Source organism: Aquimarina algiphila (assembly GCF_947494415.1).
GTDB lineage: Bacteria > Bacteroidota > Bacteroidia > Flavobacteriales > Flavobacteriaceae > Aquimarina > Aquimarina algiphila.
Map to the genome: position 1 here is coordinate 22,056 of NZ_CANLVC010000018.1, position 13,066 is coordinate 35,121.

Consider the following 13,066-nt stretch of genomic DNA (forward strand, 5'->3'; position numbering starts at 1 on the left):
TTTATTAGTAAAAAAAAAGGAAGTGCTGCTACACTTCCCTTACTGATTCGATTATTATATAACTGAGTACTTAACAATCAAACTTTTCAAAAATATGAAAAAAATGGGTAATCGTGCGCTATTTTCACACATAGCACACCAATCAATTGCATTAAAAATGAAACTCACACTAGTCTTATTTTGTTTTTCTATCTTTCAGATGATGGCTACATCTGGCTTTTCGCAAGGTAAAATAGAACTAGACTTTAAAGAAACTCCAATATCAGAAGTTCTTGAAGCTATTAAAAATCAGACATCTTACAAATTTTTCTATATTAATGATGAAATAAACCTTAAAAAAAAGACGACCATACGAGTTGATCGAGAAACCTTAGATAATGTTTTGCAACTCTTGTTTGACCATACAGATATTTCTTATACCATTATTGGTAAACAAGTTGTGTTGAAAAAAACTCCATTACTTGAAAATAAAACGGAGGTTCAACGAGAGATTAAAGGAAATGTAAAAGATTCTAATGGAAGTCCCCTACCAGGAGCAAACGTACTGGTAAAAGGAACGTCAACTGGGGCGCAAACAGATTTTGAAGGTAACTTTGTTATCGATTTACCAGAAGAAAACAATATTTTGGTGATTTCTTATATTGGTTTTGAGACTACAGAAGTAGATGCAGAAGGTAAAGACTTTATATCGGTAACTTTAAAAGATGCATCAGCACAATTAGATGATGTTGTAATAGTTGGTTCTAGAAACCCTAGTCGTACAGCTACAGAGACTGCAGTAGCTATTGATGTTATCGATATTACAGAAATTGCATCACAAGGCCCGCAGACTTCTGTAAACGAAATCTTAAATTATGTTGCTCCTTCTTTTACTTCTCAGACTCAAACTGTTTCTGATGGAACAGATCATATAGATCCTGCATCTCTACGAGGCCTGGGACCAGATCAGGTTTTGGTATTAATCAATGGAAAAAGAAGACATAATACTTCTTTGGTTAATGTAAATGGTACTGTTGGAGCTGGTAGTGTGGGAACAGATATGAATGCAATTCCTACTGCTGCTATTAGACGAATAGAAGTGCTACGTGATGGAGCTGCAGCACAATATGGTTCGGATGCTATAGCAGGTGTGATTAATATCGTATTGAAAAAAGCAACCGGGAAATTAGATCTTACCGTTACTACAGGAGCTAATTTTAGTGAAAATTCTAATCAGTTTGAAGGAGGGAGTGATGGTGAAAAAGTAAAATTAGAAGCTAATTATGGTTTAGCCATAGGAGAAAATGGAGGCTTTATAAATTTTACGGGATCTTTGTCCACAAGAGAACCTGCATTACGTAATCGTGATTATCAAGGAGATATTTTTAGAGGATTTCATGGTGCAGAACGAGTTTTTGCTACAGGTGGAGGAAATGTGGCAGAAATGACATTAGCAGATTACCAAACAGCAGCACAAGGGATAACCTATCTCGATCAAGCTACTAGAGACCAAATAGCAACATTAGATGTTGGTAATGCAGCTGATGTAGAAACTTTAAGAGGTTTACTGGATGTTGATGTTGATGAAGATGAATTAACAGCCCGTGGGTTAACTCGTGAAGATTTTAGATTTAAAGTAGGAACGGCCAAATTAAGAGAAGGTAAATTCTTTGCAAATATGTCAATTCCGCTTAGTGAAGATACAGAGTTATATAGCTTTGGGGGAATTAGTTATCGACAAGGATTAGCTTCTGGATTTTATCGAAGACCAGCACAAGGAGATGGTAGAGCAAATACTCCTGCTTTTCCTAATGGTTTTTTACCTAGTATAGGAACCGATATTGTTGATAAATCAATCGCATTAGGAATCAAAGGTAAAATTAAGGATTGGAATATAGACTTTTCAAATACTTATGGTATTAATATTTTTGATATCACTGTTGGTAATTCGAGTAATGGAACCTTGGGAGTGGCAACACCCAGAACTTTTGATGCCGGTGCATTAAGCTTTATGCAAAATACCACGAATTTGGATATTACAAAATTTCATGAGGATATTTTTAGTGGACTTAACGTGGCAATGGGTGCAGAATATAAAGTTGAAAATTATACCATCACAGCGGGAGAAGAAGCTTCTTATACTAGTTATGATGTTAATGGGAACCCCGTAACTAGTATTACTACTGATGCAGAATTAGTTCGTAATAATTTTACTGGAACTCCACTTGGTGGAGGGTCACAAGTATTTAGAGGGTATGATCCAAATAACGAAACCGATAAATATAGAAATAGTATTGCAGGGTATATAGATCTCGAAGCTGATTTTACAGAGAAATGGTTAGTAAGTTTAGCAGCCAGATATGAAAACTTTTCTGACTTTGGAGATACGTTTAATTATAAATTAGCTACTCGCTATAAAATAACAGAGAATTTTTCTGTTCGAGGAGCAAATAGTACAGGATTTAGGGCGCCATCATTACATCAACAATTCTTTAGTAGAACAAGTACTGTTTTTGTGGATAACCAACCTTTTGAACAAGGTACTTTTACTAATGATAGTAGGGCAGCAGCTCTTATCGGAATTGCAGAATTAAAAGAAGAAACTTCTGATAGTTATAGTGTTGGTGTCACTGCAAAAATTCAAAATTTTACAATTACCGCAGATGCATATTTGATCAATATTGATGATAGAATTGTGTATAGTGGTAGTTTTGGAAATGGAGGAGATCCTGAACTTACAAGAATATTTCAAGATGCAGGAGCGACGAGTGCTCGTTTCTTTGTAAATGCAATTGATACAAAATCACAGGGGATTGATGTTGTAATCTCACATAAGCTAGATATTGGATCAAATGCAACATTGAGGAATGACCTCTCTGGTACTTTTGCAGAAACAGAAGTTGAAGAGATTCGAGTGCCTGAGAGAATAGCCAATGCTGGCGAAAGTGGTAACTTTTTTGATGCTCAAGAAGAGGCTTTTTTAACATTAGCACAACCAAGAACCAAGGTGAGTCTTACCAATGCTTTATCTATAGGCAAGTATAATATACTGTTGAGAAATGTATTCTTTGGAGAAGTTACCGATCCTGATGATTTTAACGGAGATTCACGAGTAGAAGGAACTACAGTAAGCGATGATGCCGTTTATGGAGGAAAAGTAGTTACAGACCTTTCTTTTTCTACCACGATCTTTGAAAATTTGAATATTACAATAGGAGCCAATAATTTATTAGACGTATATCCAGATGAAAACCGAGCTGGAGGGACAGCAGGTGATCAATTTGTGTACTCTAGAAGGACATCACAATTTGGATATACTGGAAGATTCTTATTCGCAAGAGTTAATTTTAGTTTATAGCTAGAATTGATATTGTTAATTTAGTTTTGTTTGCAAAAACAGGCAAGGATCGTCATTTGTCCCTGCCTGTTTTTTTATAACATCATTACAATAGCCAAAAGTGATGTTGCGCTGAATAAAAGACAAAGTTTAGCAACAAAATAGCTGTCAATTTTTAGAACAGTTTTCATAGTTGATGGTTTTAATAGTTAAGAAGATAAATACCGATTTTTTTTAATGAATTATCTGTGAATGGCATGACTGCAAGCTCCTGGGAGACTTGATAAAAATTCTAGTACAGCTTTGAAATTGAATCTGATTTTGGTTTTAAATGGATTCATAATGTATTTTTTTTAATATCTGATATTGAATTAAAATTCTTAAGTTTTAAATAACTTGGTGATGCAAAGGTAATTAGAGGCTTTATTGTTGTAAATACGTGGGGATACGTAATTTTATGTAATGACACGTAGAGTTTTTTTATGAAGAATATGATTGTTTTGATGTTATAATGAGTATAACCAGATTAGTAGCGAATAGAATTAAGTTCAATGAATAAAGGTTTTTGTTTTTTTAAAATACTAAAGAAAGTGTTCTAATTAAATTTTATTTTTTTAAACCAAATATCCTTAAGGCTTAAGTTGATATTAATGAGGTTGAATTTTTCCTCTATCAGAATACCTTCTACACTACCTCTTTGCCCAGAGGTAAAAGATATGTTGAGCATAGAATTACCACTTCTACTTATTGGAAATCCTATTCCTGCACTAAAACTGTAATTATCGATAACTTCGGTATTTACTTTTAGATATCCAGAATCATAATTGATTCCCGCTCTAAATTCTACGTTTTGCCAATATTTAAGACCTCTCTCTCTTGCACGATATTGTGCTCCAAGACTAATAATGGATTGATCCACAAATTTTCCTATTTCATCTCTTTGATCGGTAGTACTCCATAAATTTCTTTTATAGTCAATGTTTAAAGTTAAACCATTCATAGGTTTTGCACGTACGCCAAAACCAATTTCTAAAGGTAATTTGAAATTAGAAATATCTAGTCCTTTTTCACTTTCCTCATCAGTGGCAACAAAATCTAAAGTTTTAGTTACAAATCGATCTTGCGAACCATTTAATGATGTTGGTAGATCAGTTGTAAGGCCAATTGTATAGGTGTCATTGATATCATACTGAAACCCGAAACCAAATCTAAATCCGTTATAAAAATTCTCTTCAGTAATATTCAGGAAAGCTTCTCCGATTACAACATTTTCTGTTTCCTTAATAGATCCAAATAAATATGAAGTGGTAAGGCCAATTCTGAAGTTGTCAAAGAGCTGGTAGCCATAGTTCAGTTTTAAATCACTAAGCCCTCCAGATCCTGTTATGTTACTAACAAATTCGTTTTGAGATCCCTCGATATTACTCCTTATGCCAACTAATGAATATCCCACATCTGTAAACGGAATGATAGATATGCCTAGTCCAGAACGATCACTTACACTAAAAGCAAAAGCCAGATTAGAGAAGTTAGCAGCTAATCTTAATTCATCTTTACTACTGTTCGAAACTTCATTTAGTTCTCCTAAAAAACCAATATCGAGTAAAAAACTTTGTTTAGGAATTGAAGCGAAAGAAGCTGGATTATAAATATTAATTAGATGATTGCTTTCGAGAGCTATACCACCTCTTCCTAATGCGTTATTTTTTCCAATGTTGGAGTTAGATTGAACACCTAGACCAAAGAGAGAATAAGGAGACCCTGTAAGGTTATTGGTTTGAGCAAACATACAATGTGTTGACCAGAAAATTAAGAGGATGCTTAAATGTTTATTCATCTTTACCATATATCGCATAGGTGATAATTAATTGAGCTTCAAAATCAGTACTGTTCTCTCCTTCTAGTACAATTCGGTTTACCGTATCATTAAAATTTTGAGGAAAAATAGCAATGCCATTATCAATTTCTGGAGCTTCTGATATTTCACTTTCTAAATAAACACCAATAGGAATTTCATACACGATTTCATTAAATTCTTTATCACTTTCATCGATTGTGGCAAACACATTATTTGTTCCATTGGCTAATTGATTTCCTATATTGTTATTTTGGTCAATGTTGTTGACAAAAAGAGAATCACGTATCGGAAGAATATTGCTATAAACCTGTAGAGGTGATTTTATTCGTAGTGTTGCATCCACTATTGTACCGGTACCTGGAATTTCTTGAATTTTTTTTATCGTAGGAAATTGAATTTTTGTGATAATTCCAACTCCAGCTTGGATATAGCTTCGGTTATTAGATTCTGTAGATGAGAGGTTTATTTCTTGATCGGTAAGTGTAGTAAAAAAGGTTCCATCTGTATTGCTTTGAATATTATTAAAATAGGTAGGGAATGATTCGCTTACATTTATACCCAAGTCAAAAGTTTGTTCATCATCTTCGAACTCAGAGTCTTCGAGTGTATAGAAAAATCTAAGATAGGTTACAGTATTATCTGTTGAAAAGCCAATTATTGAGGAGTTGTCTAATTCGCCAGGTAGTAATGCAAAACCTTTTAGCTCATTACGCAACTCCTCTTTATCATTTATATCCCCTTCTTGTATTTTGTCAAATAACGTCTGGCCAATATCTATCGGAATCGAAATATGAAGAGAATCCTCACGTATCGGTTCGGGTTTATAATTTTTTGTTGCAATTGGAGCCTCTTCATACGGTATTGTGCTTGTATTATAAAATACATCATCTTCGGGTCTTACTTCATCTTTTAATAAGTGTACATTAATAGATGATGTTTTCAAGGTGTCATTGTAAAAATAGTTGTCATAATTAAGGATTAATGCAATACTATCTAATTTGGCGTCATTAGGAATAGAATAACTTTCGGGTGTGAGTTCCATATAGCTTTTTGCTATAGTGATGCCAAATATCTCATCGATATACTGACCTACCAAAATTCGACTTGGTGATGATGTAGTTATACTATCTATTTTGTATGTAGATAATTCTACTGTAAATGTATCTATAGATATTACTCTAACATTTGAGCTAGTAAAATCTTGACCTACTTCTAATGTAGGTATATCTTCTTCTTTAGAACAGGCTATTGTTAAAATGCCACAACACAATAAGAATGGTAAAAATTTCATTTAGACTATTAATTTCTCTAACAAATGAAATAGAGAAGCTTCTAATCTGAAACTATATTATACCTATTCATAATATGTATAGACAGATATGTGTTTTTTAGAGACGAAACATATATCTATAGATTGGTAGATAAAAAATACAATTCTGTCTATAGAGTTCTAATCTCGGTATATTTTTTTTTCTTCCGTAAGACTACCTAAATACTTTTATCAAAAATTAATAATGCAACGTAGTTTAAAATACATTGTTTTGGTATTTGGAGTAGGGAATGTCTTGTGGGCGCAAAATCCTGATATGGGGGTTGCGGGATTTGAATATACTGTTATTCCTGGTTTAGGAGAGGTTGGTATAGAAAAATATACTGCGAATCTAAATTTTGGAAAGAAATTCAATAAAAGTGTTTTGGGCTTTGGGGCATCATATGACTCCTACAATTTTATGTTTAATAATGCTGCCATAGATTTTGATACCCAATCGTATGAAACTATACATACCATAAAGACACGGTTGTTTTATAGGTATTCTATAAATAATTCATGGTTTGCTACTGTACTGTTTTCTCCGTCATTATCATCCAATTTAGAGGGGAGTTTGAGCAGTGAAGACTTAATAATGAGTTCTGCGGCTACGGTCTCAAAAAGTTGGGATAATGAAACCAAATCATCCGTATTGACTTTTGGAATCAGCTTCGGTACTGCATTTGGTAAACCTCAATTTATTCCTGTGATCTCATATCAGAAAAAGATAAATACACAGTGGAGTTATAACTTGGGTATACCTCGAACAAAGCTTAATTACAGTTTTGATTTACGACATAAAGTTTCTATATCCGCAAGTTTTAAAGGGCTCTTTGGAAATGTATCTTCCACAATGAACTTTAAAGATTTAGGGAATTTAACAGATACTAAATTGCAATACAATGCGCTGGATACTAGTGTAGAATATAACTATAGAATACAACCTAATTGGACTACTGTAATCAGAATAGGGTATTCTCCATGGAATCAATTAAAAATTCTGGATAAAGAAAATAAAGAAATATATGATTTTGAGATAGATAACACTGTGTTTATATCTATGGGGTTAAAATTTAATTTAAACAAATAAAAAATGAAAACAAATGACAAACTAATGCAATTCGTAAGTAAAGAAGCTAAAACTGTATTATACTTCTTCATTACTCTTTGTATGCTAAGCTGCTCTAGTGATGATGATGATAGTAGATTAGGAAATTGGGTAGATAGCTCAGTTTTTGACGGAACACCAAGAAGTAGCGCAGTAGCATTTACAATTGGAGATAAAGGATATATGGGTACTGGTTATGATGGAGATGACTATTTAAATGATTTTTGGTCCTATGACATGACAGGTAATTTTTGGAGTCAATTAGCAGATTTCTCAGGAAGCGCTCGTAGTTCTGCCGTAGCTTTTGCTGTTGGTAATCAGGGGTTTGTAGGATCTGGTTTTGATGGAGATAACGAATTAGGAGATTTTTATAGATATAATCCCTCAACAAATAGTTGGAATCCAATTGCTGAATTTAAAGGACTTCCAAGACGTGCGGCCATAGCATTTAATTCTGAAACCACAGGATATGTTGGGACAGGTTTTGATGGAGATAATGATAGAAAAGATTTTTGGAAATACTCTCCAGAAACAGATACATGGGAAGAATTAGTAGGCTTTGGAGGTGATAAAAGAAGAGAAGCCACCACATTTAGTATAGGTGATAAAGTATATATGGGGACCGGAATTTCTAATGGATTAGATCAGGATGATTTTTGGGTTTTTGACACTACTACAGAAGTATGGAGTCCTTTAGGAGATCTTGATACAGATGATTATGATGTTAAGCGTAGTAGCGCGGTTGGATTTAGTATTGGGGATAAAGGATATTTGGCAGGTGGAAGTATTAGTGGTGGAGTTACAACATCTATTTGGGAATACAACCCTGTAACAGATTTTTGGGATGAAAAAACATCATTTGAAGGAGCTTCAAGACAAGATGCAATAACATTTTATAATGGGACAAAAGCATTTGTAGCTCTGGGAAGAAGTTCTAATTTATATCTAGATGATAATTGGGAGTTCTTTCCCCTACAAGAAGAAAACGATGATGATTAATTGATTGATTGTGTATTCATTTGTTTGTTTGTCAGTCAGCTCCCAAACCTTTTTTTCAAAAGAAATGAAAAGAACATTAACTTATTTATTGATTTTTGAAATTATAGTATTCGGCGTATTAGCAGGAAATTATTTTCTCGAAAGAAAAACAAAGCCCGATTTATATTCTAAATATTATAGGGTGAAGGTAAAGGAGCTCTCTGATGACAACGGGTGGTATTATGAGATATACAAGGATAGTCGTTTGTTTATACAACAAAAAAATATACCCGGAGCTTTGGGAAATCAATATTTTAAATCTAAAAAAGATGCTCAAAAAATAGCTCTTCTAGTGGTTGATAAGCTAGAATGTAGAATTTTACCATATATAACCAAAGCAGAATTGGATAGTTGTAACATAGATTTTAAAAATTAGTTATGTATAAAAACAAAGATTTTGAAAAAGACTTTTAGAATTAAAGAGATTTGGGTTCATGTCATCTCTTGGGTTTGTCTATTATCATTCCCTTTGGGAATTTCTCTTATTCAAGTTGGGACAATACGACCGGGTTTCTTTACACAAGTTTTCTTTAATCCAATTGTGTTTTATGCTAATTACTCTATACTAGCACCAAAACTTCTTTTAAAAAAGAAAATTGTATTCTATATTATTAGTTCAGTAGGATTTTTACTCATATTTAATTTTATAGTTAGTAACTATATTCCTAAACATTTTCCTCTAGGTAGATTTGACAGTATTATTCAATATGGTAATGAATTTCCAAGAGCAGGATATTTAAAACACACCATACGAGGTGTTTTTTTCTTTGCTTTTTTTCTTTTGGGAGGAATCTTCTGTCTAATGAGGGACTTTTATAAAAGAGATAAAATGACCAAAGAAACCGAAGCGCATCGTGCAGAAACTGAGCTTCAGTTCTTAAAAGCACAATTAAATCCGCATTTTCTTTTTAATTCTTTAAACAGTGTATATTCTTTAGTTCGTAATAAATCTAATGACGCCCCAGAAGCAGTATTAACGTTGTCAGAACTAATGCGATATATGCTCTATGAAGCCAATCAGGAGATTGTGCCTTTAATTAAAGAAATTGAGTATATTAAAAATTATGTTTCCCTGCAAAGATTACGTCTTTCGAATAGTGAAGATGTAAAATTGTCAATACGAGGAGAATATGAAAAGAAAAATATATATCCACTGTTATTGATATCCTTTATAGAAAATGCATTTAAATATGGTACTGATTTTAAAGGAGTAACTGATATACTTATAAAAATAGAAGTGATAGAAAATAGACTCACGTTTAACGTAAGTAATATCATAGGAGTGTATAGAAAGAACATAGACAATTCTGGAGTTGGTTTAACTAATATTAAAAATCGATTAGAACTTCTATATCCAGATTTACATACTCTTGATATTAGAGAAGAGAATAATCGTTACATAGTAGATTTAACCCTAATTCTTGAATGATATGAGATGTATAATAATAGATGATGAACCATTGGCTTTGGGAATTATTAGATCGTATTGTGAGGATATTGGAACTCTGGAAATTGTAGGAGCATTTACCAATGCATTAGAGGCTATTCCGTTTTTGAATGATACTCACGTGGATCTTGTCTTTCTGGACATAGAGATGCCTCAAATCAATGGAATTGATTTTATCAAAACGTTAGACCATAAACCTCTCTTTATTTTTACTACAGCGTATTCTCAATATGCATTAGAAGGGTTTGAGATTAATGCAGTCGATTATCTGGTAAAGCCAATTTCTTTCCCAAGATTTGTAAAAGCAGTAAATAGGGCAAAAGAAATTTATGAACTCAAAAAAAGAAATAAAAAATCATTAAAGATTTCTATGTCTGATGCTAGTTCGACTGCCATGTCTCATATAGATCAGTTTGTTTTTGTAAAATGTGATTATGGTACAGTAAAGATCAAACTAAAAGGCATTAAATATATTCAAGGATTGAAGGATTATTTAAAGATTCATGTTTTAGAGGAAAAACCAATACTTACCCTAATGACGTTTAAAGACTTACAAACAAAATTACCAGATGATCAGTTTTTAAGAGTACATAGATCATATGTTGTTAATATCAGAAGTATTGATGCAATTCAGCGAAGCAAAGTTATTATTGATAATGTAAGAATTCCTATTGGCGATAGTTATAAAACAGATTTTCTAAAAAGAATAGGAGTGTAGTTATAGGTAAATAGAAGAGTGTGACTACTTTTGATGTCTAAAGAACACGTTTTATTCCTTCAAAATCTTTTTTGTATTCAGTAGGAGTACATCCTTTATGTGCTTTAAAAACACGATTAAAATTAGAAACGTTATTAAAACCACAACCATAAGCAATTTCAGAAATAGAAACTTTTTTTTCAAGTAACCATTGTGAGGCAAATCCCACTCTAACATCATTTAGGTATTCAATAAATGTTTTACCTGTTCTTTTTTTGATAAACCGGCTAAAGGATACTTCAGTCATATTTAACATAGAAGCCATATCCTGAACCTTTATTTTGGTATGAAAGTTTTCTTGCAAATAATTATATACGATTTTGATCTTATCACTATTATGAAATTCTTCTGTCGTAGGAGAGTAAATTGAAAGCTTTTGTTGCCCATTCGATATTGCCAGGAAATGTAAAATAGAAATAAAAGAGAGGAAATACTCTAACCCTTGAAGCGTGGAAAGATTTTTAATTTTAGGATATATCTCTTCAGCTGTAGATTTTGAAAAAAGGATACCATGCGATGAGCGTTCGAACATATCCTTAATGGGTTTCATTATTGATCTGCTTAAAAGTTGATCTTGAAGTAAATCATTGTGAAACTGAATGGTGATTTCATGAATATTTTTTTGAGTACAATTATGTAATGTCCAGCCATGAAAAAGGTTTGGCCCTACCAGAACCAATTCGATATTGTCGATCTCCATCATATGGTCCCCTATAATACGACGTACTCCTTTGCCATTATGTATAAAATTAAGCTCGAATTCTGGATGAAAATGTATAGGGAAATCAAAATCATCTTTTACCCTGTCAAAAACAAGAAAACAGTCTTTAGAAGTTAAAGGAGTAATTTCTCTATGTATATTTTGCTCTAAAAGCTTCATTTTTTAGAATTAGCTTACAAATTGACAAAATAGTGCTAAATCTTCAATTAATACAACACTACTTTTGTAAAAATATAAAATTGATCGAACTATGTACCCTTAGCGCAAAATGTAACATTTGCCTGAAAATGATGTTCGACCAGAGGTAAAGTTAAGCAAATGGATATATTAGGAAATCTAAAAAAACATCTTACAACAGAATTAGAAAGTATACTTAACTATTGGAAAAATAATACAATAGATAATAAGTATGGAGGTTTTATTGGTCATATAGATTACCCTGATATTAAGAAAACTAAAATGAATAAAGGGATTATTCTTAATTCTAGAATATTATGGACATTCTCGGCAGCTTCTAATTTCTATAAAGACAATAGATATGCTGATCTGTGTGAAAGAAGCTTTTCTTATCTCAAAGATTTTTTTAGAGATAATGAAGAAGGAGGAGTATTTTGGGAAGTTGATTATAAAGGCGTACCAATAAATAAAAGAAAACAAATCTATGCACAGGCATTTACAATTTATGCACTTTCTGAATACTATCTTTTTTCAAAAAATGAAGAAGCAAAATCTTGGGCTATAGAAATTTTTGAAACCATAGAAAATATAGCTTTAGATACTAAGTATGGTGGTTATATCGAAGCGTTTAATCAAAATTGGAGTACCATAGAAGATATGCGTTTAAGCAAAAAAGATGATAATGCGGCCAAAACAATGAATACCCATCTTCATATTTTAGAAGCTTATACTACATTATATAAGATTTACCCCATCAAAAAAGTGCAAATGGCTTTGCAGAACTTATTGCAAATATTTACTGATAAATTACTTAGTCATGATGGACATTTTAATTTATTTTTTGATGAACACTGGAGTTTAAAAAGTTCAATTTACTCTTATGGGCATGATATAGAAACCTCTTGGTTATTGGTTGAAGCAGCGAAAACATTGAATAATGAAGAATTACTTGAAAAAATAGAAAATATTGCTATTCTAGTTGTAAATACCTTTGTTAATGAAGCTATTGATGATAAAGATGGAGTGATGAACGAAATAGATATTACCACAGGAAATATAGATACAGACAGACATTGGTGGCCACAGGCAGAAGCTATTGTTGGATTATACAACGCATATAGAATTACTAAAAAAGAGAAGTATCTCGATATTGCATTTAAAATATGGAAATTTACCAATACATACATTATTGATCATAAGTATGGTGAATGGCATTGGTTGGTAGATAAAAATGGAAAATATAACCCCCAACATGAAAAAGTCGGAATGTGGAAATGCCCATATCATAATAGTAGAGCATGTATCCAAATTATAAAATAAATAAACCCGTGTTTT

General features: G+C 32.4%; 10 protein-coding genes. 7 read left to right on the forward strand and 3 right to left on the reverse strand.

The window, feature by feature from the left end; translation table 11 throughout:
* Positions 1-94 precede the first annotated feature (94 nt).
* Positions 95-3,337, forward strand: a complete 3,243-nt coding sequence (locus PQF96_RS28240; protein WP_271770361.1) for a TonB-dependent receptor — start codon at positions 95-97, stop codon at positions 3,335-3,337.
* Positions 3,338-3,911: 574 nt separating this feature from the next.
* On the opposite strand, the gene PQF96_RS28245 is transcribed toward PQF96_RS28240, so the two are convergent.
* Positions 3,912-5,153: an OmpP1/FadL family transporter gene (locus PQF96_RS28245; protein WP_271770363.1), complete on the reverse strand. Its 1,242-nt coding sequence runs from the start codon at positions 5,151-5,153 to the stop codon at positions 3,912-3,914.
* Positions 5,146-6,465, reverse strand: a complete 1,320-nt coding sequence (locus tag PQF96_RS28250; protein ID WP_271770365.1) for a DUF4270 family protein — start codon at positions 6,463-6,465, stop codon at positions 5,146-5,148. The genes PQF96_RS28245 and PQF96_RS28250 overlap by 8 nt, the downstream gene beginning before the upstream one ends.
* 223 nt (positions 6,466-6,688) lie before the next feature.
* On the opposite strand from PQF96_RS28250, the gene PQF96_RS28255 reads away from it, so the two are divergent.
* From PQF96_RS28255 to PQF96_RS28275, 5 genes are all read left to right on the forward strand, one after another.
* Complete coding sequence (locus tag PQF96_RS28255) at positions 6,689-7,573, forward strand: DUF6268 family outer membrane beta-barrel protein (RefSeq protein ID WP_271770367.1); 885 nt, start codon at positions 6,689-6,691, stop codon at positions 7,571-7,573.
* 3 nt (positions 7,574-7,576) lie between these two features.
* The gene (locus PQF96_RS28260; protein ID WP_271770369.1) at positions 7,577-8,590 is read left to right on the forward strand and encodes a Kelch repeat-containing protein; all 1,014 of its coding nucleotides are present in this window, start codon (positions 7,577-7,579) and stop codon (positions 8,588-8,590) included.
* Between the two features lie 64 nt (positions 8,591-8,654).
* Entirely contained in the window at positions 8,655-9,005 is a 351-nt protein-coding gene (locus PQF96_RS28265; RefSeq protein ID WP_271770371.1) for a DUF4907 domain-containing protein, read from the forward strand.
* Between the two features lie 21 nt (positions 9,006-9,026).
* The gene (locus PQF96_RS28270; protein ID WP_271770373.1) at positions 9,027-10,058 is read left to right on the forward strand and encodes a sensor histidine kinase; all 1,032 of its coding nucleotides are present in this window, start codon (positions 9,027-9,029) and stop codon (positions 10,056-10,058) included.
* A gap of 1 nt (position 10,059) precedes the next feature.
* Positions 10,060-10,794, forward strand: coding sequence for a LytR/AlgR family response regulator transcription factor (locus tag PQF96_RS28275; protein WP_109438094.1), 735 nt, complete (start codon positions 10,060-10,062; stop codon positions 10,792-10,794).
* Positions 10,795-10,831: 37 nt separating this feature from the next.
* Here the strand turns inward: PQF96_RS28275 and PQF96_RS28280 are convergent, their stop codons facing one another.
* The gene (locus tag PQF96_RS28280) at positions 10,832-11,713 is read right to left on the reverse strand and encodes a helix-turn-helix domain-containing protein (protein ID WP_109438095.1); all 882 of its coding nucleotides are present in this window, start codon (positions 11,711-11,713) and stop codon (positions 10,832-10,834) included.
* A gap of 159 nt (positions 11,714-11,872) precedes the next feature.
* On the opposite strand from PQF96_RS28280, the gene PQF96_RS28285 reads away from it, so the two are divergent.
* Positions 11,873-13,051 carry an AGE family epimerase/isomerase gene (locus PQF96_RS28285; protein WP_271770375.1) on the forward strand — a complete coding sequence of 393 codons (1,179 nt, stop codon included), beginning with the start codon at positions 11,873-11,875 and terminating at the stop codon, positions 13,049-13,051.
* Positions 13,052-13,066: the final 15 nt, after the last annotated feature.